Source organism: Paractinoplanes abujensis, from assembly GCF_014204895.1.
Lineage (GTDB): Bacteria > Actinomycetota > Actinomycetes > Mycobacteriales > Micromonosporaceae > Actinoplanes > Actinoplanes abujensis.
In genome coordinates this window covers 4,759,507-4,780,468 of the sequence record NZ_JACHMF010000001.1, presented here as the reverse complement: position 1 = coordinate 4,780,468, position 20,962 = coordinate 4,759,507, and the positions used below count along the sequence as shown (strand labels likewise).

The following is a 20,962-nucleotide window of genomic DNA, read 5'->3' as shown; positions in this document are numbered from 1 at the left end:
ACCATGACCACGGAAACAACGATTGCCCCGCCCAGCACCAAGTCGCAGGTGCTGCGGTCGTTCGACGTCACCGAGTTCCCGGCCGTCACCGGCCTGGAGGAGGACTGGCGTTTCACTCCGATCAAGCGGCTGCGCGAGCTGATCACCGCCACGTCGGTGACCGGCACCGCGCCGCAGCTCGAGACGGGGGAGCTGCCCGCCGGCGTCAGCGTGATCAGCGGGGCGACGGCCGAGCCGGTGCTCACGCCGTTCGACCGGATCAGCGCCCTGGCGTTCGGTTCGGCCGGCGGTGTGACGCTGATCGAGGTCAAGCCCGAGAGCGAGCCCGAGCAGGCCGTGGTGATCCGCCTGGTCGGCAAGGGCGGCGAGGCCGCCGCGGCCCGTACGGTCGTCCGGGTCGGCGCTTTCGCCAAGGTCACGCTCGTGCTCGAGCAGACCGGCACGGCCACCCTGGCCGACAACATCGAGGTCGTGGTGGGCGACAGCGCCCAGCTCACCTTCGTGACGGTCGCCGACTGGGACGCCGGCGCGGTGCAGGCGCAGCACGTCAAGATCCGTCTGGGCCGCGACGCCCGGGCCAGCCACGTGCAGGTGGCGCTGGGCGGCGACCTGGTCCGCCAGTTCACCAGCGTCGAATACACCGGCCGGGGCGGCGACGCCGAGCTGTGGGGCCTGTACTTCGCCGACGCCGGCCAGCACTTCGAGCACCGCCAGCTGGTCGACCACTCGGTGCCGGACTGCCGCAGCTACGTCGGTTACCGGGGCGCCCTGCAGGGTGCGTCCGCGCAGACCGTCTGGGTCGGCGACGTGCTGATCCGGGCCTCGGCCACGGGCACGGAGACGTACGAGATCAATCGCAACCTGGTCCTGACCGACGGGGCGGTGGCCCACTCGGTGCCCAACCTCGAGATCGAGACCGGTGAGATCGTCGGCGCCGGGCACGCCAGCGCGACCGGCCGCTTCGACGAGGAGCAGCTGTTCTACCTGATGGCACGGGGCATCCCCGAGGCCGAGGCGCGCAAGCTGGTGGTCCGCGGGTTCTTCGCCGAGCTGATCAACAAGATCCCCGTCGAGGAGCTGCGCGAGCGGCTGGGCGCGACCATCGAGAAGCGGCTGGCGGAGTCGGCGTCGTGAGCTTCGAGCTGGTCGGCGCGGCCACCGATGTCGCCAAGGGCACGGCGATCTCGGTCGAGCTCGACGGTGTCGACATCGCGGTGGTCCACGCCGACGACGACAACTTCTACGCCGTACGGGATGAGTGCTCCCACGCCGCGGTCCCGCTCTCGGAGGGCGAGATCGAAGGCTGCCTGCTCGAGTGCTGGCTGCACGGCTCCCGGTTCGACCTGCGCACCGGCGAACCGAGCGGCCCGCCCGCGTTCTCCCCGGTGGCGACCTTCCCCGTCGAGATCCGCGACGGCGACATCTATGTTTCGACGACCCCGAGTAATGGAGTAAACCCGTGAGCACCCTGGAGATCCGCGACCTGCAGGTGTCGGTGAAGCTGCCCGAGGGCGAGCTGAAGCCGATCCTGGCCGGGGTCGACCTGACCGTGAAGTCGGGTGAGACCCACGCCATCATGGGTCCGAACGGCTCGGGCAAGTCGACGCTGGCCTACTCCATCGCGGGCCACCCGAGGTACGAGATCACCGGCGGCACGGTGACGCTGGACGGCGACAACGTTCTCGACATGACTGTCGACGAGCGCGCCCGGGCCGGCCTGTTCCTGGCCATGCAGTACCCGGTCGAGGTGCCCGGCGTCTCGGTGGCGAACTTCCTGCGTACGGCGAAGACCGCGGTCGACGGCGAGGCCCCCAAGCTGCGCACGTGGGCCGGCGAGCTGCGTACGGCCATGGAGAAGCTGCAGATGGACCCGTCGTTCGCCCAGCGCAACGTGAACGAGGGCTTCTCCGGCGGTGAGAAGAAGCGTCACGAGATCATGCAGCTGGAGCTGCTCAAGCCGAAGATGGCGATCCTCGACGAGACCGACTCGGGCCTCGACATCGACGCGCTGCGGATCGTCAGCGAGGGCGTCAACCGGGTCCGCGAGAGCGGCGAGACCGGCCTGCTGCTGATCACCCACTACACGCGCATCCTGCGCTACATCAAGCCGGACTTCGTGCACGTGTTCGTGGCCGGCAAGATCGTGCAGGAGGGTGGCCCGGAGCTCGCCGAGCAGCTCGAGGCCGAGGGCTACGAGCGCTACGTCGGCGCCCGGGTCTGACGGAGGGTTCAGGACAATGACGTTCGACGTGGCCCGGGTCCGAGCCGACTTCCCGATCCTCTCGCGGGAGGTCAACGGCCACCCGCTGGTTTATCTGGACAGCGCGAACACCTCGCAGAAACCGGCGCAGGTGATCGAGGCCATGCGTCTGCACAACGAGCGGCACAACGGCAACGTGTCCCGCTCGGTGCACACGCTCGGCACCGAGGCCACGTCGGCGTACGAGGAGGCCCGGGGCAAGGTCGCGGCCTTCATCGGCGCGGCGACCCCCGACGAGATCGTCTTCACGAAGAACTCGACCGAGGCGATCAACCTGGTCGCGCACTCGCTCGGGCAGCACCTGGCGCTGAAGCCGGGCGACGAGATCGTGATCTCCGAGATGGAGCATCACTCGAACATCGTTCCGTGGCAGCTGCTCTGCGAGCGGACGGGCGCCACGCTGCGCTGGTTCTCGGTGACCGACGAGGGGCGTCTCGACCTGTCGTCCGCCGGCGAGCTGATCAACGAGCGCACCAAGATCGTCTCGGTTGTGCACATGTCGAACGTGCTGGGCACGATCAACGACGTGGAGCCGATCGTGGCGCGGGCCCGCGAGGCCGGCGCGCTGGTGCTGCTGGACTGCTCGCAGTCGGTGCCGCACCTGCCGGTCGACGTGCAGGCGCTCGGGGCCGACTTCATCGCGTTCACCGGTCACAAGATGCTCGGCCCGACCGGCATCGGCGTGCTCTGGGGCCGGTACGACCTGCTGGCCGCCATGCCGCCGTTCCTGGCCGGCGGCTCGATGATCGAAACAGTCACGATGAGCGGCACCACGTACGCCCTGCCGCCGGCCCGGTTCGAGGCGGGCACACCGCCGATCGCCGAGGCGGTCGGTCTCGGTGCGGCCGTCGACTACCTGAACGCGCTGGGCATGGAGGCCGTCCACCGGCACGAGCAGGAGATCACCGCGTACGCCCTCAAGACACTGGCGGACGTGCCCGGAGTGCGCATCTTCGGGCCGGCCACGCCGGAAGGACGCGGCGGCACGCTCTCGTTCGAGGTCGACGGGGTGCACCCGCACGACGTGGGCCAGATCCTCGACGCGCTCGGGGTCGAGGTCCGGGTCGGGCATCACTGCGCCAAGCCGACCTGTGTCCGCTTCGGGGTCCCGGCGATGACGCGGGCGTCGTTCTACCTCTACACGACCACGGACGAGATCGACTCCCTCGCCCGCGGCCTCGACCAGGTCCGGAAGGTGTTCGGATGATGCTCGACGGTCTGTACCAGGAGATCATCCTGGACCACTACAAGCACCCGCACGGGCGTGGACTGCGGGATCCGTTCAACGGTGAGGCGCACCACGTCAACCCGACGTGCGGCGACGAGATCACGGTCCGGGTGTCCGCTTCCTCCGCGGAGTTCTCGGACATCTCGTACGACGGGCTGGGCTGCTCGATCAGTCAGGCGTCCGCGTCCGTGCTCCATGAGCTGCTCCAAGGTCGTACGGCGGCCGAAGCGGCGGGAATTCACGACGCGTTCGTGGCGCTGATGCAGGGGCGTGGCCAGGTCGAACCGGACGAGGACGTGCTCGGCGACGCGATCGCGTTCGCCGGGGTGGCCAAGTTCCCGGCCCGGGTGAAGTGCGCGCTGCTGCCGTGGATGGCGTTCAAGGACGCGGCCGCTCGTGCCGGTGTCGATGTTTCTTCAGCAGAGGTGAAAGCATGACCGACTCCGCCGTTTCCAAGGCGTCCATCGACGACATCGAAGAGGCGATGAAGGACGTCGTCGACCCCGAGCTCGGGATCAACGTCGTCGACCTCGGTCTCGTCTACGGCACCCACGTCGACGACGACAACATCGCCACCCTCGACATGACGCTCACCTCGGCGGCGTGCCCGCTGACCGACGTCATCGAGGACCAGACGCGCACGGCGCTGACCAAGGGCCCGGGCGGCGGCCTGGTCGCCGACTTCCGCATCAACTGGGTGTGGCTGCCGCCGTGGGGCCCCGACAAGATCACCGACGACGGCCGCGAGCAGTTGCGCGCCCTCGGCTTCAACGTCTGATTTCTGTCGGACCCTCTTGCTAGAAACAGGGCATGGACTTTGACCACGCCCTCACCCTGATCGACGAGCGGTCGGCGGCGCTGCGTGACGCAGTCGCCGCCGCTGCTGTTTCCGACGCCCGGGTGCCCGGCTGCCCCGAGTGGGATCTGCGCGATCTGGTGGCCCATCTGGGCGCGGTCCAGCGGTTCTGGGCCGCGGTGGTGAAGGCGGCCGATCCCACCGGGCGGCCGCCCCAGGAGGCGGTCGGCGACCAGGAGCCGCGCGGTGACCTGCTCCAGTGGTCCGCCGAGTCGACGTCGATGCTGCTCGAAGCCCTGCGCTCGGCAACGGCCGAGACGCCGGCGTGGGCCTGGTGGGGTGCGTCGTCGTCGCCGCTGACCGTGGGCGCCGTCGCTCGTCACCAGGTGCAGGAGGCCGCGGTGCACGCCCGCGACGCGCAGGAGACGATCGGCCGGCCCGAGCCGCTGCCGGCCCCGGTCGCGGTCGACGGGGTGGCCGAATTCCTGCAGGTCGGCTTGGGGTCGTTGGGGCCGTGGCCGCATCGCCCGGCCCGGGTCGCGTTCGACGCCGTGGACGGGCCGACGAGTGTTGCCGATCTGACGCCCGCGGGCGTGCAGCTCGACCCGGCCGCCGCCGGCGACCCGGTGACCACCGTGCGCGGGCCGGCCAGCGATCTCGTGCTGGCGCTCTACGGCCGAGTGCCTTTCGACGACCTGCACGTCGACGGCGACCGGGAGGTACTGACCCAGTTGCGTGCGTGGGCCAGCGCCTTCTAGTCGGTCGGCAGGTGATCGACCACGTTGTAGTAAGCAAGCTCCAGGTGGTCGCCGACGGCGACGAAGCGGCTCAGGGAGGCGTTGCGGACGTTGCCCGCCTCGCGTTCCGCGGCCAGCACCTGCTCCCAGGTCAAGCCCTCGACCACGGCGCGCGTCATGAGGACCACCGCGTCGTGGGCGACCACGATGACCCGCTCACCGGCGTGCTCGCGGTGCAGGTCGTCGAGGAAGGCGCCCAGCCGCACCTCGATGTCGGCGAACGACTCCCCGCCGGGCGGGGTGTAGTGGTGCTCGCCGGCGTCGGCGCGGCGCTGGGCCTCGCCCGGGTAGCGCTGGGCGACGGCGGCCCGGGTGAGCATTTCGAGGTCGCCCAGCAGCCGGTCGACCAGCCGGTCGTCGGTGGACGGTTCCGGCAGGTCGATGCCGGAGGCCTCGGCGGCCAGCCGCCACGTCTCCCGGGCCCGCAGATACGGCGAGGTGATCACGACCTGGGGCAGTTCGTCGGCGGGGCGGGCGCCGATCCACTCGCCGAGCGCGCGGGCCTGTCTCTCGCCGAACTCGGTCAGCGGAACCTCGGCGTCACGGCCGCTGATCTCGGCCTCGAGCAGGCCCTCCGCGTCGGCGGCGGGGAAAGCGACGTTGGCCAGGCTCTGCCCGTGCCGGACGAGGACGAGTTCGGCGACAACACCCATGATCAGCACCTTATCCACTCACGCGGCCGGGAAACTCGCCCGACAGGTCTGCGGCGGCACCCCGACCAGGCGGCGCAAATGCGGACGCAGGGCCACGCCGTCGCGGAAACCGCAGGCCGGGCCACCGTGTCGACGGGCCGGGCGGTGGTCGTCTCAATGGGCTGGGCCCGCAGCACGCGTTGGTGCAGCAGCCACTGCAGCGGCGAACAACCCGCCGTCGCCCGGAAACGGCGGTCGAAGCCGCGTCGGCTCAGGCTCGCCACCGCGGCCGGCCGGTCGCGTCGAGGCCCTGATCGTCGAGATGCTCCAGGGCGAAGCGCATCGCGGCCGTCACCGTGTCGCCCGCGTCGAGCGGCGGCACCGGCTGCTCGACGAACTGGGCCTGGCCGCCCGGCGTTGCGGGGCCACGACCAGGGACCGCGCGGTGGCGTTGGCGACCGCCGGGCCGTGCTCGCGGCGCAGCAGATGCAGGCAGGCGTCGATCCCGGCGGCGCTGCCGGCGCTGGTCACGATGCGGCCCTCGTCGACGAAGAGCGCGTCGCGCTGCACCTCGACGGCCGGGAAGCTCTCGGTGAGTTCGCGGAGCCGTGCCCAGTGCGTGATGGCGCGGCGGCCGCCCAGCAGCCCGGCCCCGCCCAGCACGAACGCGCCCAGGCAGAGGCCGGCCACGGTGGCGCCTTCGCCGTGAGCCCGGCGCCCGGCCGCCAGCACCTCGGGCGCTGCGGGCCGGCCGCCGGGCAGTCGCCAGCCCGGCACGACCACGACCCCGGCCTCGTCGAGCGCTTCCAGGGGAAGAACGGCGACGACGTACGGGCGGCGTTCGCGGCGGCCGGGCCGGCGGAGCGCTTGCGGTGGCCCGCCGGTAAATGAGTCGCGGCGAGCCGGCCCGAGCGGCACGATGAGCGCGTGACTACGCCGTTTACGCATCCCGCTGTCTGTGTCGCTGTGGCCGATCGGGCCCCGCGACAGCAGCCGTGTGCCCTCAGCGGAACGGTGGTTCGTCAGCAGCTGTCATGAGCGCGGCGTTTCTGGCCGGCCTCACCGCCGGCTACGGAGTTGCGCTGCCCATGGGCGCCATCGGGGTGCTCATCGCCGGCCTCAGCGCCCGCATCTCGCTGCGCGTGGGCGCGGCGGCCGGTCTCGGCGCGGCCACGGCCGACGGGGTGTTCGCCGCGATCGCCGTGGTCGGCGGGGCGGCCGTGGCCGGGGTGATCGCCCCGATCGCCGCACCGCTGCGCTGGGTGGCCGCCGTCGTGCTCCTGGTCATTGCCGTGCTGACCGCGCGGGCCGCCTTCCGCCCGCCCGGTGTGGCCGCCGTCGACCGGCGCCCGGCCACGCCGTGGCGTGCCTACCTGGGCGTGCTCGGCCTGACCCTGCTCAACCCGGCCACCGTCGTCTACTTCGCCGCCCTGGTGCTGGGCCGCGGCGGCGAAGGGGGCGGGATGTGGTTCGTCCTGGGGGTCGTGCTGGCCTCGGCCAGCTGGCAGCTGGTGATCGCCGGGGGCGGGTCACTGGTGGGGCGCCGGCTGACCGGGCGGCGGGGGAGAGCCGTAACCGCACTGGTGTCCAGTGTGGTGATCGCCTACCTGGCGATGCGGCTGCTGCTGCCTTCTTAGCCGAGGTCGCCTCCCGGGACATGGTGGGCGACCGATCCCGTCTCCAAAGCTGTCCACACCGTGCCGTCTGCGGTGACTGCCAGACCGTGAGGTTCAGATGCAGGTGTGGGCAGTTCGTATTCGGTCACCCGGCCGTCGAAAGCGATATGGGCCACGCGGTTCGCGGCCCATTCGGTGAGCCAGCAACCGCCGTCGGGGGCGGCTGCGATCGCGTGCGGACGGGCGGCCCGGTCGGGCAGCGAGAACTCCGTGATGACGCCGTCACCTGTGATACGGCCGATCTGGCCGGCACCGATCTCGGCGAACCACAGGGCGTCGTCCGGGCCGCGGGTGATGCCGACGGGGGCGGCGCCGGGTGTCGGCAGCTCGTGCAGGGTCACTTCGCCGGTGACGGTGATACGGCCGATCGCGTTGGCCTGGTTGAGCGTGAACCATAGGGCGTCGTCGGGGCCGGTGACGATCATCGAGGCGAAGCCGCCCGTGGTGGGCAGCGGAAACTCGGTCACCTGGCCGTCGGTGGTGATGCGGCCGATCGTGTCGGTGTTCATCTCGGTGAACCAGAGCGCGCCGTCGGGGCCGGTGGTGATGCCGAACGGGGCGCCGCGCACGGTGAACGACGTCGTCTCACCATCGGTGCTGATGCGCCCGATGCGGTCGTCCCGGTTACGGGTGAACCACAGCGCGCCGTCGCTGCCGGCGGTGATGATCGACGGGCCGCTCGCCGCGGAGTCGAGGGGGTGGTCCGTGACCTCGCCCTCGGCGGTCAGGCGGGCGATCCGGCCGCTGTGCACGAGCGTGATCCAGAGCGCACCGTCGGGGCCTTCGGCGATCCCGTACGGACCGTCGCCTGCCTTACCCACCGTGAACTCGCGCACCAGCGTCTCCTCGGATCCGACGTGATCGGGCGGCCGGACGGGCCGCCCGACGGCCACGTTACTTCGGTCCCCACACCGGCATGTCGGCGAACTCGGTCGAGTTGCAGTACAGGCTTCCGCGAAGCTGCGATTCCCCGGATCCCGGACGCGGTGCCCTCAGAGGTGCTTTGTCGCTTCCCGTAGCGAGAGGCCGGACAGGACGGAACGGTGCGCCTCCACAAAGGTGCGCACCTCGTGCGGGGCCGTGCGGGCGTATTGGCGTAACGCCCAGCCGATGGCCTTGCGGACGAAGAAGTCGCGATGGCCGGCCTGCGCCGCGCAATAGGCGAACAGCCGTTCCTCGTCGGTGTCGGCGCCGTAGTGCAGTTGGTGCAGGATCGCGACCCGGACCAGCCACAGGTTTTCGGCGCGGGACCATTCGTCCATCACGTCGACGAGCGCGCGGTGCCGTTTCACCAGGCCGCCGGTGAATCGGGTGGCCAGCGGGTCGATCGTGTCCCACCAGGATTTCGTCGTGACCAGGGAACGCAGCACCGGGACGAAATCGGGGCCGGGCACGTCGACGTGGCGCACCAGATAGGAACAGGCCACGTATTGGTATTCGCGCTGCGGACGGGCCCACAACTCCAGCGCGATCGTGCGCAATTGCCCGGGCGTGGGGCGGGGAAGGCCGGACTGTGCCGCCTTGACCATTTTTTGCAGCACGGGGGCGGGCAGGCCGAGGAACTCGAACTGATTCTTCATGTACGCCGCCATGCCGGCGGCGCGTGCCGGGTCGGCCGCCGGGAGCAGGCGTTCGTCGAGCCGTTCGAGCAGGTCGTTCATGGCCCGCATCTTGCCACCGTAGTGTGACAGGAATGGGTGAACGGGCGGCCGCGGGCGGCGGGAAATGGGTGGATGTCGCGCCGGAGCGGCTGCCGCGCTGGCTCGAGAACTTCGCGCGCCGGCACGGCCCGTACCGGGAAACGGGTCTGACCTTGATCGCCGAGGACGGCGCGACCGCGGAATGGCGGACGCCGCCGGGCGCGGGTCAGGCCGCCACCATGACCGAGCTGATCACCGAGGCGCGGCGGCCGCGGAGAATCGGGCTGCTGCTGGCGCGTAAGGGTGCGATCGCGGCGGGTATCGCCGACGGCGCCGAGCTGATCAGCTCCAAGGTGGACCGGAATTATGTGCAGGGCCGCACGGCCGCGGGGGGCTGGTCGCAGCAGCGCTTCGCGCGCCGCCGGGACAATCAGGCCAAAGCGGCGACTGCCGATGGCGCCGGCATTGTGGGGCGTGTGCTTCTTCCCTCCGTACGGGATCTGGCCGCCCTCGTGACCGGTGGTGATCGCGCCGCGGTGGACGCGATCCTGGCCGCCCCGCAATTGGCTCCGCTGGCCGCCGTCCGGGTGGAGCGGTTCCTGGATGTGCCGGAGCCCCGGCACGCGGTTCTGGTGTCCGCGATCGCCGGGGCTCGAGCCGTTTCGGTGCTGGTGAAGGAACCCGCTCAGAACGACGTGGCGCAGCTCTTCGGCGACCCCGAGTCGTAGCCGGTGCTGAACGCCTGCTGACGCTGCGCCGACGTGCCGTGGGTGAACTCCTCCGGGTTGACCGGGTTGCCGCTGCGCTTCTGCAGCTCGTCGTCGCCGATCTGACCCGCCGTCTGGATGCCCTCCTGGATGTCCTGCTGGGTGAGGCTCTTGAAGATCTTGTCGCCGTCCTTGTCGGTGGTCGCGGTGGCCGACTTGGCCCACGCGCCGGCGTAGCAGTCGGCCTGCAGCTCGAGCTTGACCGAGAGCGCGTTCTGCTCCGCCTCGGAGGCGCCCTGCTGGGCCCGGCGCATCTTGGCCTCGGTGCCGGTGATGTCCTGGATGTGGTGGCCGTACTCGTGGGCCAGGACGTACGGCTGGGCGAACTCGCCCGGCGCGCCGAGTTGCTTGGACAGCACCTGATAGAAGGTCAGGTCGATGTACACGTTGTTGTCGCCGGGGCAGTAGAACGGGCCGACGCCCGAGTCGGCCGCGCCGCAGGCCGTGTTCACCCGTTGCGAGAAGATCACGGTCTTGGCCGGCTGATAGTCGATGTTGAAGTTCTCCGGCGCGGCCGTCCGCCAGTACGCCTGGATCGAGTTGATGTAGAGCACGTTGCGGCACTCGAGCTTGTCGAGGGCGCCTTCCTGCTTGCACTCCTGGTTGATGTTCGTGTTGTCGCCGGTGTCACTGCCACCGCCGATCTGGTTGATGCCGAAGTATCCGCCGACCACGGCGACCACGATCGTGATGATGATGCCGACGAGGCCACCGCCGCCGATGGGCAGGCCGCCCAGGCCGCCGCCACCACCACCGGACCCACGCCGGTCCTCGACCTGACTGGTATCGATGTCGGCGTTCTCGTTGAGTTCCATCTCATCCTCACTGGGCCGGTGCGGCGAAGGGTGTGCGCGGAGTACCCGATGATCTTGATCGTTAATCGAGTGGGAGGTAGCGCGGCACGCCCGGTAGTATGGCCGCGTGCTGCTCTGCGAAGACTGACCTGTCCCGCGCCGACGTCAAAGTTGATCGTCGGCGTTTTCGTGTGCCCGGAGTCAGCCTTTTCTTTCTCGAGAGCGAGCTTTCAGCCATGATCACCGCCACCGGACTCGAACTGCGCGCGGGCGCCCGTATCCTGCTGTCCCCGGTCACCCTGCGGGTGCAGCCGGGCGACCGGATCGGCCTGGTCGGCCGTAACGGCGCGGGCAAGACCACAACCCTCAAGGTGCTGGCCGGCGAGGGCCAGCCCTACACGGGCGTCGTCGAGCGCACCAGCGAGGTCGGCTATCTGCCGCAGGACCCACGCACCGGCGACCTCAACGTGACCGGCCGCGACCGGGTGCTCAGCGCCCGTGGCCTCGACTCGATCATCTCGGAGATGCAGAAGCTCGAGATCGAGCTCGAGGAGAGCGCCGACGACAAGCTGATCCGGCGGTACGGCAACCTGGAGGACAGGTTCGCCGCCCTGGGCGGATACGCCGCCGAGGCCGAGGCCGCCCGCATCTGTTCCAACCTGGGGCTGCCCGACCGCGCGCTGGCCCAGACCATCGGCACCCTCTCCGGCGGTCAGCGCCGCCGCATCGAGCTGGCCCGCATCCTGTTCGCCGACTCCGGGCAGAACGGCAAGGGCATCCTGCTGCTCGACGAGCCCACCAACCACCTCGACCAGGACTCGATCGCCTGGCTGCGCGGCTACATGGCCCAGCACAAGGGCGGCCTCGTGGTGATCAGCCACGACGTCGAGCTGCTGGAGGCCGCGGTCAACAAGGTGTGGTATCTCGACGCCAACCGCTCGGTCGTCGACATCTACAACGTGGGCTGGAAGAAATACCTGGAGTCGCGCGAGACCGACGAGCGCCGCCGCCGTCGTGAGCGGGCCAACGCCGAGAAGAAGGCCGGCGCCCTGATGGCCCAGGCCGACAAGATGCGGGCCAAGGCGACCAAGACCGTGGCCGCGCAGAACATGGCCCGCCGGGCCGAGAAGCTGCTGGGCGGCCTGGAAGAGGTGCGCACCTCCGACAAGGTGGCCAAGGTGCGCTTCCCCAACCCGGTGCCCTGCGGCAAGACCCCGCTCACCGCGAGCGGCCTCTCCAAGTCGTACGGGTCGCTCGAGATCTTCACCGACGTCAGCGTGGCCGTCGACCGGGGCTCCCGCGTGGCCATCCTCGGCCTCAACGGCGCCGGCAAGACCACGCTGCTGCGCATGCTGGGCGGCCTGCTCAAGCCCGACACCGGCGAGGTGCGCCCGGGTCACGGCCTGCGGCTGGGCTATTACGCCCAGGAGCACGAGACGCTCGACGTCGACCGGACGATCCTGGAGCACATGCGCAGCGCGGGCTCCGAGCAGACCGACACCGAACTGCGGAAGATCCTGGGCGCGTTCCTCTTCTCGGGTGACGACGTCGACAAGCCGGCCGGAGTGCTCTCCGGTGGCGAGAAGACGCGGCTCGCGCTGGCCACCCTGGTCTGTTCGGGCGCCAACGTGCTGCTGCTCGACGAGCCGACCAACAACCTCGATCCGGTCAGCCGCGAGCAGGTGCTGGACGCCATCGCCAACTACCCGGGCGCGATCGTGCTGGTCACGCACGATGCGGGCGCGGTACAGGCACTCAAGCCGGATCGCGCGATCCTGCTGCCGGACGGCGACGAGGACGCGTGGAGCGACGACCTGCTGGAGCTCGTCGAGCTCGCGTAAGAGCCCCGCGGACGTGCGTGATCCGCGAATCATCACCATCGTTTGTTGTCAACCAGTGCCCACACAGACAGTGCGACGTTCGGGCGTTTGCGGGCAGGCCGGACATCGCGGCGGGCGCGCCGAAGATGGCACGAGAGGCGCCGCAGCACACGGTAGGCAAGGCATCGACGCTGCGTCATGTCCGGTCGCCGACGGTCCTCGATCGAGTGTTTGCGCAGGTGATCGACGGTCTTGAGGAAACGAACCAGTGAGTCCGCAGTTCGTGTTGAAACGTTGTCGCCCTAACGTCAGTTAACTGTCTGACATTGATGGCCGTGGTCACCGTCAAGTTCCTGACAGTGATAAATGGGCACGTTGGCTAGGCCTGGATACCTAGCGCATGATCGTTGGAGGCGGTCTAATAGGTGAGACCGTATGAACCGCACAGTCTGGGACGTGAGGATTCAAGATGCCAGCCACGGGCACAGCCACCAGCACTGAGAAGGGTCGCCGAATCGTCGGCAGCGAGCGCCAGTCGTTAGCGAAGGATCTGGTCAAGCGTTACACCGGCGGAGAGAGCATTCGCGCACTCGCCGCGTCGACCGGTCGTTCCTACGGATTTGTGCACCGCGTACTCACCGAGTCCGGCGTGCAACTCCGCCAGCGTGGTGGCGCGCGTCGCCGCAAGAAGGCGTGACGACCGGCGACGCCGCACCCGGCCTCCCCGCCGACGAGTCGGGCGTTCGCTACGACCTGGACGGGCCGGTGGCAACGGTGACGTTGTCCCGGCCCGAGGTGCTCAATGCGCAGACCCCAGCGATGTGGGCCGAGCTGGAGAACATTTCCCGGAAATTACCGGGAGACGTGCGAGTCGTCATTGTCCGAGGTGCCGGCCGTTCTTTTTCCGCCGGCCTGGATCTGTCGGTCGCGCGCGGTGAAGGCGATTCTTCACTTGCGAAGCTTTCGCAGTTGTCACCGGCGGAGTGCGCGGATCGGATTGCCGGCTTCCAGTCGGCGTTCACCTGGCTGCGTAACCCCTCCATCGTGACGATCGCGGCCGTGCAGGGGCATGCGATCGGCGCCGGTTTTCAACTGGCGCTCAACTGCGACATGCGTGTCCTGACCGACGACGCGCGGTTCTCGATGGCCGAAGTAACCCTTGGTCTCGTGCCCGATCTGGGCGGCACCAAACGGCTCACCGAGCTCGTCGGCCCGTCCCGGGCCCTGGAGATCTGCCTGACCGGGCGGCGCATCCCCGCCGACGAGGCCATGCGGATCGGTCTGGCCACCGCCGTGGTCCCCGACCTCGACGGCGCCGTCGCCGACCTCACCGCCGCCGTTCTCGCCGCCGATCGCGGGGCGGTCGCCGAGATCAAGGCGCTGCTGTCCGGTGCGGCGCTGCGTTCCTACGACGAGCAGGACCGCGCCGAGCGGGAGGCGCAGACCCGCCGCCTGCGCGATCTGACGGAAACGGAATAGCCCCCTCACTTCCCGAAGTTGTCATACCCGGCGGGCAGACTCTGCTTGCCCGCCGCACATGACGCCCGGGAGGTGACGAGATGAGCATGTCCAGCTGGACCATGCTGCGCTCGATCCAGAATTCGGACCGGGTGGCCGAACACCGCCTCCGCCGGGGCACGACCCGGCGGATCCTGCGGTACGCCCGGCCCTATCGCCGCGACATCACGGTCTTCCTGCTCACCGTGGTGCTCGCGGCCGGCATCGGCGTCGCGACGCCCCTGCTGGCCGGTCACGTGGTCAACGCCATCACGGGCGGCGGCCCCGACGCCGCGGGCACGATCCTCCGGCTCGCTGTCATGATCGCCGTCCTGGCGGTCGCCGACGCTTTCCTCTCCCTCGCCCAGCGGTGGTATTCGGCTCGCATCGGCGAGGGCATCATCCTCGACCTGCGCACCCGGGTCTACGACCACGTGCAGCGCATGCCCCTGCAGTTCTTCACCCGCACCCAGACCGGGGCCCTGGTCAGCCGGCTCAACAACGACGTCACCGGCGCCCAGCGGGCCTTCACGTCGACGCTCTCGGGCGTGGTCAGCAACGTCATCCAGCTGGTGCTCACCGCGGCCGTGATGTTCAGCCTGTCCTGGCAGATCACGTCGTTGTCGCTGCTGATGCTCCCGCTGTTCGTCCTCCCGGCCCGCCGGGTGGGCAAACGCCTGGCCGAGATCACCCGCGAGTCGTACAACCTGGACGCCAAGATGAACGCGACGATGACCGAGCGGTTCAACGTCGCCGGCGCGATGCTGGTCAAGCTGTTCGGCAGCCCCGGCTCCGAGGCCTCCCGCTTCGGCGAACGGGCCACCCGGGTCCGCGACATCGGCGTGCAGCAGGCCATGTTCTCGCGCACGTTCTTCGTGGCCATGCTGCTCGTCGCCTCACTGGCCCAGGCCCTGACGTACGGGCTGGGCGGCTGGCTCGCGGTCACCGGCAGCGTCACCGCGGGCACCGTCGTCACGCTGGCGCTGCTGCTGACCCGCCTCTACGGCCCGCTCACGGCGCTCAGCAACGTGCGGGTCGACGTGATGAGCGCGCTGGTCTCGTTCGACCGCGTCTTCGAGGTGCTCGACCTCAAGCCGGGCATCGAGGAGCGGCCCGGGGCCGTGGCGCTGCCGGCCGGGGCGGGGCGCGTGGAGTTCGATGACGTGCACTTCCGTTATCCGAGCGCCGGTGAGGTGTCGCTGGCCACCCTGGAGGACGTGGCGACCCTCGACCGTACGGAGAACGCCCCCGTGCTGCGCGGCGTCGACTTCACCGTCGAACCGGGCCGGCTGGTCGCGCTGGTCGGGCCGTCCGGTGCGGGCAAGTCGACGACCTCGATGCTGGTCTCGCGCCTTTACGACGTCACTTCGGGCGCCGTACGGATCGACGGGATCGACGTGCGCGACGCGACGCTCGACTCGCTGCGGGACACGATCGGCGTCGTCACCCAGGACGCGCACCTGTTCCACGAGACCATCGCCGAAAACCTGCGGTACGCCCGGCCCGAGGCGACCGACGAAGAGATGTGGGCGGCGCTACGCGGGGCCCAGGTGGCCGACCTGGTGGCCGCCCTGCCCGACGGGCTCGAGACGGTCGTGGGAGAGCGGGGCTACCGCTTCTCCGGCGGCGAGAAGCAGCGGCTGGCCATCGCGCGGCTGCTGCTCAAGAAGCCGTCGATCGTGGTGCTCGACGAGGCCACGGCCCACCTCGACAGCGAGTCCGAGGCCGCCGTGCAGCGGGCCCTGGCCACCGCGCTCGAGGGGCGCACGGCCCTGGTGATCGCGCACCGGCTCTCCACGGTCCGCGACGCCGACCAGATCCTCGTGCTCGACCACGGGCGCATCGTCGAGCGCGGGCGGCACGAGGAGCTGGTGGCGGCGGGCGGGCTCTACGCCGAGCTCTACCGCACGCAGTTCGCGGCGGGGTCGCCGCCGGTCCTCCACGACGAGGTCGAGATCGTCACCGTGCCGGCGGGTCAGATCGAGCCCTGAGCGGTGCGGCCGCTGAAGGCCAGGAGGCGCTCGAAGTCGGCGGCGCCGGCCGGGGCCTCGACGACCTCGTCGCGGAAGGCGCCCATCTTGCGGCCGGTCGGGGCCATCTGCTCCATGAAGGGCAGCAGGGCCTCGACCGCGCCGTCGTCGGGCGCGTAGGGCCGGCCGGTCGCCGTGGCCAGATCCCAGCCGTGAATGGTGAGGTCGGCCAGGGCCAGGTGGCCGACCAGGGACTGCGGCAGGCCCATGCCCGGCGAGACCCCCTCCAGAGCCACCGGGTCGGACCAGGCCGCGACGAGGTTGCCGGTCTCGGCGGCGAACCGGTCACGCCACCCCTCGGTCAGGAAGTCGGGCGTCGTGGAGAAGTCCAGCTGCTCCCGGCGGGCGGCCGCCTGCATGCTCACCACCACCTGGAACAGGTGGTTGAGCAGATCCCGCACCCGGAACTCGGTGCACGGCGTGGGCTCGCCGAGCTGCTCGTCGCGGATGCCCCGCACGATCGGGACAGTCCGCTCAGCCGCCGCCGCCAACAACGCGCCGATCTCGGTAGTCATGGTGTCGACCGTAGCGAAGCCTCCCGCAGCTCGGCATAGGCGGTGGCCAGCGTGTCCACCGTGTAGTGAGCGTTGAGCCCGCTCGGGTTGGGCAGCACCCACACCGGCACGCCGCCGACCGTCTCCGCCTGCAGGCCCATCGCGGCTTTCGGACGGGCGAACGCGCTCCGGTACGCCGTGACACCGAGAACGGCCAGGTAACGGGGCTTCAGCTCGGCGGTCAAGGCGGCCAGGATCGCCCCGCCCTCGATCAGCTCGGCCCGGGACAGCTCGTCGGCCCGCGCGGTCGCTCTCGCCACCACGTTGGTGATGCCCAGGCCGAGCGCCGGCAGCTCGAACTGCTCGGACGGGTGAAGCTGCCGATCGGTGAACCCGGCACGATGAAGGGCGGGCCAGAAACGGTTGCCCGGGCGGGCGAAATGGTGGCCGGTCGCCTCCGAGTAGAGGCTCGGGTTGATGCCGGAGAAGAGGACCCGCAGATCGGGCCCGATCACATCGGAGATCACAGCGTACGGAGGACGCCGCCGTCGACGGCCACGGTCACGCCGGTGACATAGCTGGCCGCCGGGGAGAGCAGGAACGCGGCCACCCGCCCGAACTCGGCGGGCTCGCCCAGCCGGCGCAACGGGACGGCATCGGCGACAGTGGCGGCGTCACCCGAGGATCTGATCAGCTCGCGGTTGCGGTCGGTGAGGATCCGCCCCGGGAGCAGGCTCACGATGCGCACACCCCGAGGACCGAACTCGTCCGCCATGTCCTTGGCCGCCATCGCCAGGCCGGGCCGCAAACCGTTGGACAGGCCCAGCCCGGGTGACGGCGACTTGACCGTCGTGGAGAGCACCAGCCCGATCGCGCCGCTTTCCGGCAGCGCCGACGCGAACACGCGCGCAGCCCGGACCGAGCCGAGGAACACCGTCTCGAACGCCGCCCGCCACTGCTCGTCGGTCATCGCGGCCGCCGTGCCCAGCGCGGGGCCGCCGACCGAGATCAGCGCGCCGTCGAACCGGCCGAACCGCTCGACCGCCGTGTCGGCCAGGACCCGGGCGGCCCCCGGATCGGCCAGGTCGGCCACCACCCCGGCCGCGACCCCCGGCCCGCCGAGCTGCTCGACCGCCGCCGCGACCTTCCCCTCGTCACGCGACGAGACCACCACCTGGGCCCCGTCGGCGACCAGCGCCTCGGCCGTGGCGAACCCGAGCCCGCGGGAGGCTCCGGTGAGGACGTAGACGCGACCGGCCAATCCGAGATCCATGCCTACGATCGTAGGGCGGCCGCGGTGGCCGCGTCGGCGGGCAGGAACGTCTCGATGGCCAGCTCCGACAGCGTCACGTCGAGGGGTGTGCCCAGAACCGACGTGACGCTGAAGAACGCCAGGTCGTCGAGGCGCAGCGGCACCACCAGCCCGTCCGGCCGGACCGCGGGGTCGTCGCGCCCGCCCGGATAGCCCGCCAGCTCGGCGCGCAGCTCCCGCAGCACCGGGTCGGCGGTCGCGGCGGCCTGCCGGTCGAGGCGGTGCAACACGTGCGCCCGCCACTCGTCCAGGTTGCGGATCCGCGGCGCCATGCCCTCCGGGTGCAGCGACAGCCGCAGCACGTTCACCGGCGGCTCGAGCAGCCACCCCGCGCACCCCGCGGTGAACCGGCCGATCGCGGTGTTCGCGTCCACCATCGTCCAGTGCCGGTCGACCAGGAGCGCCGGGTTGGGCGCATGCCCCGCCAGCACGTCGCGCAGCGCGGCCAGCACGGTCGCCAGCGGCGGGCCGTCAAGAGCCGTTTCCCCGTACGCCGGGGCGAAGCCCGCGGCCAGCAACAGCTCGTTGCGGGAACGCAGCGGCACCGACAGTTCCTCGGCCAGCCGCAGGATCATCTCGCGGGTGGGCCGCGAACGGCCGGTCTCGAGGAACGACAGGTGCCGCGCCGACACCCCGGCCCGCGCCGACAGCTCCAGCTGGCTGAGCCGCCGCCCGGTCCGCCACTCCCGCAGGAGCCCACCCACTGCGCTCACGACCCCACCCTAGGGGCGCCGCTGGGCAGGCCAGGGTGAAACGGGGCCGCGTAGAAACGCAGCTTCGCGTCAGGGATGGAGTCGTCCACCGCGGCGAGGGTGATGTCCACCGGCCGGTGATGAAACGGGCGCTGTCGGAGCCAGGAACGCGACGACGCCGGCGACCTCGGCCGGGGGCCCGTGCGGCCCAGCGGCGCCTCGGTCCGGTAGGCCTCCCCGTACCGCGGATCGATCGTCGCGTTCGAGGCAGCACCGCTCCGGACGCTGCGCGTTCGTGGTGGGCCGGCGGTGGCGTGCGTCCAGGTGGGGTCAGGGGCGGCGCAACGTCCAGACGCGGCCCGCGAGCTGGACGGCGACGGCACCGCCGGCCGCGCGGAGGGCCGGGCCGCGGCGGGAGCGGGGTGCGTTGCGGCCGTCGTAGTGCCGGGCGGCCTCGCGTTCGGCGAGTTCGACCGCCGCCGCTGTGGGCAGGGATCCCCGGGCGGCCAGGTCGCGGGCCATGTCCCAGCCGTCGCGTAGCGAGCCCCGGGTCGGGCGGGTCGCGGCCCACGAGGCGAACTCGGGTTTCCACTGTGGGCCGAAGGCGGCGGCCAGCAGGGGCCACTGGCGGGCTACCTCGCCGGCCCGTTTACGCAGCAGGGCGACGCGGGCGGCCTCGAAGCGGGCGGCGTCGATCCCGGGCGGGACGGGGGCGCCGGCGGTCAGGGCCTCGACGAGGGCGGCCTGCTGGTCGGCCAGGCTCATGTGATCGCCGGGTAGCCGGAGGCGCGGGCGATCGCGTCCAGTTCGGCGGTCAGAGCGGAGCCGGGCGGGTAGTCACCGTCGCGTTCGAGCATCAGGGCCGGTGGGCGGTGCCGGGCGCACAGTTCGGCCACCAGGTCGAGCACCGGCTGGGGCACGGCGTCGGTGTGGGTGTCGTGGTAGAGGCCCTGATGTTCGGCGCCGCCGGCCACGTGCACGTAGGCGACCCGGTCGAGCGGCAGGTGGTCGAGCAGGTCGAGCGGGTCGGTGCCGCGGTTGCGGGCGTTCGCGTAGACGTTGGCCACGTCGAGCAGCAGCAGCGCCGAAGAACGGTCGAGGATCTCGGCGATGAACTGCGCCTCGGTCAGCTCCGCGTCGGGCCAGTCGAACAGCGCGGCGATCGGTTCGAGGGCGATCGGCACGGTGAGTTGCTCCTGGACCCGCCGCACGTTCGCCACCACGGCGTCAACCGCTTCCCTCGTACGGGGGAGGGGCAGCAGGTGGCCGGCCTCGACACCCCCGGCCCGTACGAACGCGATGTGCTCGCTGACCAGGGGTGCGCCCAGCCGCTCGGCCACGGCCACGAAGTGCGTCACCCGCTCGGGGTCGACGGGTTCGGCGCCGCCCAGCGACAGCCGGACGCCGTGCGGGATGACCGTGACCTCGCGGTCGAGCAGGCTCTGCAGCCCGGGCGGGAGTTCGCCGTGCGCGTGCACCGACTCGGCGACCACCTCGGCGAACCGCAGCCCGGGCAGACCCTCGACGTAGCCGGCGATCTCGGGGCGCCACCCGATGCCGACGCCGTACTCAGCCACCGCAGCCGCCGCCACCACCGCAGGAGCTGCCGCCGCCGCACGACGAGGAGCTGCTGCAGGAGCTGCTGCTTCCGCTGTCGCCGCCGCTGCTGCCGGAGCCCGCGCCGCCCGTCGCGGCGATGCGCTGCACTTCGGCCTCGGCCGCGAACGCCGGATCCATCGAGTAGAGGGCCGCGCCGCCGTAGAGGGCGACACCCATCGCCGCACCCGTGGCGCCGTAGGTGGCGTACGAGGGGCTGTTGCTCGGGGCCAGGTAGTTGTGCTTGTAACGGAAGTCGCGCATGGACCGCTGGGCCGCGTCGGTGGCCCAGCGCCGCGAGCGCAGCAGCGTCAGCGTGAGCACGAACGCGCCGATCGTTGCGAAGATCATGAACAGGACCGGCTTGTCGTTGCCGATGCCGGCGATCACGCGGGCGACGCCGACCGCGACCAGGGCCAGGCCGCCGATGACCCAGAGCCGGGCCTCACGCATCCGGCCCGCGCTGACGGCCAGCCCGGAGCGCTCCAGGCCGTCGCGCAGCTGCTCCAGGGCCGAGGCCACCCACTGGTCGTTCTGGAGGTCACGGGTGCGGGCCCCGCGGGCCGCGGCGTGGTAGACGGCGCTGTCGAGCGGGGTGACCCCGGCCGGCAGGGGGCCGGTCTGCACGAGGGTGCGCCCGGGACCGGTGCCGATCGCGCCGGACGCCCGCAGGCCGCCCAGTGCGGAGTAGACGGCGAGCCGGTCGCCCCCGTTGAGGTAGGCCACCTGCTGCGGGCTCAGGTTGTCGACCTTGGCCCCGCGGGTGCCGCGGAACAGCGTCTTGCGGTGGAACGCGGAGATGATCGCGATCGCCAGGCCGGCGGCGATGAAGTAGGTGAGAAAGGTCGGGCCGGAGATTCCCCAGGTGTCGTTCATCGGGCTGGACCTCCCTGCTGAGCGCCGCTGATACGCCCCCCTGTGAGGATTGTTC

The 20,962-nt window shown here is 70.9% G+C and carries 25 protein-coding genes; 13 read left to right on the top strand and 12 right to left on the bottom strand.

Going from position 1 to position 20,962, the window contains the following annotated elements; genetic code table 11:
- Positions 1–3: 3 nt before the first annotated feature.
- From sufD to BKA14_RS21520, 7 genes are read left to right on the top strand one after another with little or no spacing between them, the layout of a single operon-like run.
- Positions 4–1,134, top strand: coding sequence for a Fe-S cluster assembly protein SufD (gene sufD, locus BKA14_RS21550; RefSeq protein ID WP_184952703.1), 1,131 nt, complete (start codon positions 4–6; stop codon positions 1,132–1,134).
- Positions 1,131–1,463 carry a non-heme iron oxygenase ferredoxin subunit gene (locus BKA14_RS21545; RefSeq protein WP_184952702.1) on the top strand — a complete coding sequence of 111 codons (333 nt, stop codon included), beginning with the start codon at positions 1,131–1,133 and terminating at the stop codon, positions 1,461–1,463. Before sufD ends, BKA14_RS21545 begins: the two co-directional genes overlap by 4 nt.
- Positions 1,460–2,221 (top strand): Fe-S cluster assembly ATPase SufC, encoded by a 762-nt coding sequence (sufC, locus tag BKA14_RS21540; protein WP_184952701.1) that lies wholly within the window; start codon positions 1,460–1,462, stop codon positions 2,219–2,221. Before BKA14_RS21545 ends, sufC begins: the two co-directional genes overlap by 4 nt.
- A 16-nt stretch (positions 2,222–2,237) precedes the next feature.
- Positions 2,238–3,467 (top strand): cysteine desulfurase, encoded by a 1,230-nt coding sequence (locus BKA14_RS21535; protein WP_184952700.1) that lies wholly within the window; start codon positions 2,238–2,240, stop codon positions 3,465–3,467.
- The gene (sufU, locus tag BKA14_RS21530; RefSeq protein WP_184952699.1) at positions 3,464–3,925 is read left to right on the top strand and encodes a Fe-S cluster assembly sulfur transfer protein SufU; all 462 of its coding nucleotides are present in this window, start codon (positions 3,464–3,466) and stop codon (positions 3,923–3,925) included. Before BKA14_RS21535 ends, sufU begins: the two co-directional genes overlap by 4 nt.
- Positions 3,841–4,266, top strand: a complete 426-nt coding sequence (locus BKA14_RS21525) for a metal-sulfur cluster assembly factor (protein WP_438861896.1) — start codon at positions 3,841–3,843, stop codon at positions 4,264–4,266. The genes sufU and BKA14_RS21525 overlap by 85 nt, the downstream gene beginning before the upstream one ends.
- Positions 4,267–4,298: 32 nt before the next feature.
- Positions 4,299–5,042 (top strand): maleylpyruvate isomerase family mycothiol-dependent enzyme, encoded by a 744-nt coding sequence (locus BKA14_RS21520; protein ID WP_184952698.1) that lies wholly within the window; start codon positions 4,299–4,301, stop codon positions 5,040–5,042.
- Here the strand turns inward: BKA14_RS21520 and BKA14_RS21515 are convergent.
- Together BKA14_RS21515 and BKA14_RS21510 are read right to left on the bottom strand one after the other, a co-directional pair.
- Entirely contained in the window at positions 5,039–5,734 is a 696-nt protein-coding gene (locus BKA14_RS21515; RefSeq protein WP_184952697.1) for a histidine phosphatase family protein, read from the bottom strand. The genes BKA14_RS21520 and BKA14_RS21515 overlap by 4 nt on opposite strands.
- 330 nt (positions 5,735–6,064) lie before the next feature.
- Positions 6,065–6,661, bottom strand: a complete 597-nt coding sequence (locus BKA14_RS21510; protein WP_203722268.1) for a DJ-1/PfpI family protein — start codon at positions 6,659–6,661, stop codon at positions 6,065–6,067.
- Between the two features lie 86 nt (positions 6,662–6,747).
- Between BKA14_RS21510 and BKA14_RS21505 the strand changes: the two genes are divergently transcribed.
- On the top strand, positions 6,748–7,350 hold the full coding sequence (locus BKA14_RS21505) for a LysE family transporter (protein WP_184952696.1): 603 nt from the start codon (positions 6,748–6,750) through the stop codon (positions 7,348–7,350).
- On the opposite strand, the gene BKA14_RS21500 is transcribed toward BKA14_RS21505, so the two are convergent.
- A complete protein-coding gene (locus BKA14_RS21500) occupies positions 7,347–8,225 on the bottom strand; it encodes a Vgb family protein (protein ID WP_239092793.1) in 879 nt (292 codons plus the stop codon). The genes BKA14_RS21505 and BKA14_RS21500 overlap by 4 nt on opposite strands.
- 156 nt (positions 8,226–8,381) lie before the next feature.
- Positions 8,382–9,059, bottom strand: coding sequence for a DNA alkylation repair protein (locus BKA14_RS21495; protein WP_239092795.1), 678 nt, complete (start codon positions 9,057–9,059; stop codon positions 8,382–8,384).
- Positions 9,060–9,082: 23 nt separating this feature from the next.
- Here BKA14_RS21495 and BKA14_RS21490 point away from each other — a divergent pair, with 23 nt between their 5' ends.
- Positions 9,083–9,757, top strand: a complete 675-nt coding sequence (locus BKA14_RS21490) for an acVLRF1 family peptidyl-tRNA hydrolase (RefSeq protein ID WP_184952695.1) — start codon at positions 9,083–9,085, stop codon at positions 9,755–9,757.
- Here the strand turns inward: BKA14_RS21490 and ypfJ are convergent.
- Positions 9,715–10,611 carry a KPN_02809 family neutral zinc metallopeptidase gene (gene ypfJ / locus BKA14_RS21485; RefSeq protein ID WP_184952694.1) on the bottom strand — a complete coding sequence of 299 codons (897 nt, stop codon included), beginning with the start codon at positions 10,609–10,611 and terminating at the stop codon, positions 9,715–9,717. The genes BKA14_RS21490 and ypfJ overlap by 43 nt on opposite strands.
- 215 nt (positions 10,612–10,826) lie before the next feature.
- On the opposite strand from ypfJ, the gene BKA14_RS21480 reads away from it, so the two are divergent.
- The 4 genes from BKA14_RS21480 (at position 10,827) to BKA14_RS21465 (ending at position 15,898) form a co-directional block, all read left to right on the top strand.
- The gene (locus BKA14_RS21480) at positions 10,827–12,431 is read left to right on the top strand and encodes an ABC-F family ATP-binding cassette domain-containing protein (RefSeq protein WP_184952693.1); all 1,605 of its coding nucleotides are present in this window, start codon (positions 10,827–10,829) and stop codon (positions 12,429–12,431) included.
- Between the two features lie 448 nt (positions 12,432–12,879).
- On the top strand, positions 12,880–13,107 hold the full coding sequence (locus BKA14_RS21475) for a helix-turn-helix domain-containing protein (RefSeq protein WP_133872162.1): 228 nt from the start codon (positions 12,880–12,882) through the stop codon (positions 13,105–13,107).
- Positions 13,104–13,889, top strand: a complete 786-nt coding sequence (locus BKA14_RS21470; protein WP_184952692.1) for an enoyl-CoA hydratase/isomerase family protein — start codon at positions 13,104–13,106, stop codon at positions 13,887–13,889. The genes BKA14_RS21475 and BKA14_RS21470 overlap by 4 nt, the downstream gene beginning before the upstream one ends.
- 80 nt (positions 13,890–13,969) lie before the next feature.
- On the top strand, positions 13,970–15,898 hold the full coding sequence (locus tag BKA14_RS21465; protein WP_184952691.1) for an ABC transporter ATP-binding protein: 1,929 nt from the start codon (positions 13,970–13,972) through the stop codon (positions 15,896–15,898).
- Here BKA14_RS21465 and BKA14_RS21460 read toward each other — a convergent pair.
- The 7 genes from BKA14_RS21460 to BKA14_RS21430 form a co-directional block, all read right to left on the bottom strand.
- On the bottom strand, positions 15,883–16,452 hold the full coding sequence (locus BKA14_RS21460) for a TIGR03086 family metal-binding protein (RefSeq protein ID WP_184952690.1): 570 nt from the start codon (positions 16,450–16,452) through the stop codon (positions 15,883–15,885). The genes BKA14_RS21465 and BKA14_RS21460 overlap by 16 nt on opposite strands.
- Positions 16,449–16,946, bottom strand: coding sequence for a G/U mismatch-specific DNA glycosylase (gene mug / locus BKA14_RS21455; RefSeq protein ID WP_239092798.1), 498 nt, complete (start codon positions 16,944–16,946; stop codon positions 16,449–16,451). The genes BKA14_RS21460 and mug overlap by 4 nt, the downstream gene beginning before the upstream one ends.
- Before the next feature lie 8 nt (positions 16,947–16,954).
- Positions 16,955–17,704 carry an SDR family oxidoreductase gene (locus BKA14_RS21450; protein WP_184952689.1) on the bottom strand — a complete coding sequence of 250 codons (750 nt, stop codon included), beginning with the start codon at positions 17,702–17,704 and terminating at the stop codon, positions 16,955–16,957.
- Positions 17,705–17,706: 2 nt separating this feature from the next.
- Positions 17,707–18,456 carry a helix-turn-helix domain-containing protein gene (locus tag BKA14_RS21445; protein ID WP_184952688.1) on the bottom strand — a complete coding sequence of 250 codons (750 nt, stop codon included), beginning with the start codon at positions 18,454–18,456 and terminating at the stop codon, positions 17,707–17,709.
- Between the two features lie 309 nt (positions 18,457–18,765).
- Positions 18,766–19,200, bottom strand: coding sequence for an SCO6045 C-terminal-like domain-containing protein (locus tag BKA14_RS21440; RefSeq protein WP_184952687.1), 435 nt, complete (start codon positions 19,198–19,200; stop codon positions 18,766–18,768).
- A complete protein-coding gene (locus tag BKA14_RS21435) occupies positions 19,197–20,012 on the bottom strand; it encodes an MbnB/TglH/ChrH family RiPP precursor modification enzyme (protein WP_184952686.1) in 816 nt (271 codons plus the stop codon). The genes BKA14_RS21440 and BKA14_RS21435 overlap by 4 nt, the downstream gene beginning before the upstream one ends.
- A complete protein-coding gene (locus BKA14_RS21430) occupies positions 20,005–20,907 on the bottom strand; it encodes a TIGR04222 domain-containing membrane protein (protein ID WP_184952685.1) in 903 nt (300 codons plus the stop codon). Before BKA14_RS21430 ends, BKA14_RS21435 begins: the two co-directional genes overlap by 8 nt.
- Positions 20,908–20,962 lie beyond the last annotated feature (55 nt).

Coding starts and splice junctions, on each gene's coding strand:
- BKA14_RS21515 (WP_184952697.1), bottom strand. CDS start 5,734: ATGGGTGTTGTCGCCGAACTCGTCCTCGTCCGGCACGGGCAGAGCCTG.
- BKA14_RS21430 (WP_184952685.1), bottom strand. CDS start 20,907: ATGAACGACACCTGGGGAATCTCCGGCCCGACCTTTCTCACCTACTTC.
- BKA14_RS21510 (WP_203722268.1), bottom strand. CDS start 6,661: ATGCGTAAACGGCGTAGTCACGCGCTCATCGTGCCGCTCGGGCCGGCT.
- BKA14_RS21490 (WP_184952695.1), top strand. CDS start 9,083: ATGGGTGAACGGGCGGCCGCGGGCGGCGGGAAATGGGTGGATGTCGCG.
- BKA14_RS21440 (WP_184952687.1), bottom strand. CDS start 19,200: ATGAGCCTGGCCGACCAGCAGGCCGCCCTCGTCGAGGCCCTGACCGCC.
- BKA14_RS21465 (WP_184952691.1), top strand. CDS start 13,970: ATGAGCATGTCCAGCTGGACCATGCTGCGCTCGATCCAGAATTCGGAC.
- BKA14_RS21535 (WP_184952700.1), top strand. CDS start 2,238: ATGACGTTCGACGTGGCCCGGGTCCGAGCCGACTTCCCGATCCTCTCG.
- BKA14_RS21480 (WP_184952693.1), top strand. CDS start 10,827: ATGATCACCGCCACCGGACTCGAACTGCGCGCGGGCGCCCGTATCCTG.
- BKA14_RS21505 (WP_184952696.1), top strand. CDS start 6,748: ATGAGCGCGGCGTTTCTGGCCGGCCTCACCGCCGGCTACGGAGTTGCG.
- sufU (WP_184952699.1), top strand. CDS start 3,464: ATGATGCTCGACGGTCTGTACCAGGAGATCATCCTGGACCACTACAAG.
- ypfJ (WP_184952694.1), bottom strand. CDS start 10,611: ATGGAACTCAACGAGAACGCCGACATCGATACCAGTCAGGTCGAGGAC.
- BKA14_RS21520 (WP_184952698.1), top strand. CDS start 4,299: ATGGACTTTGACCACGCCCTCACCCTGATCGACGAGCGGTCGGCGGCG.
- BKA14_RS21450 (WP_184952689.1), bottom strand. CDS start 17,704: ATGGATCTCGGATTGGCCGGTCGCGTCTACGTCCTCACCGGAGCCTCC.
- BKA14_RS21475 (WP_133872162.1), top strand. CDS start 12,880: ATGCCAGCCACGGGCACAGCCACCAGCACTGAGAAGGGTCGCCGAATC.
- sufD (WP_184952703.1), top strand. CDS start 4: ATGACCACGGAAACAACGATTGCCCCGCCCAGCACCAAGTCGCAGGTG.
- BKA14_RS21460 (WP_184952690.1), bottom strand. CDS start 16,452: ATGACTACCGAGATCGGCGCGTTGTTGGCGGCGGCGGCTGAGCGGACT.
- BKA14_RS21495 (WP_239092795.1), bottom strand. CDS start 9,059: ATGCGGGCCATGAACGACCTGCTCGAACGGCTCGACGAACGCCTGCTC.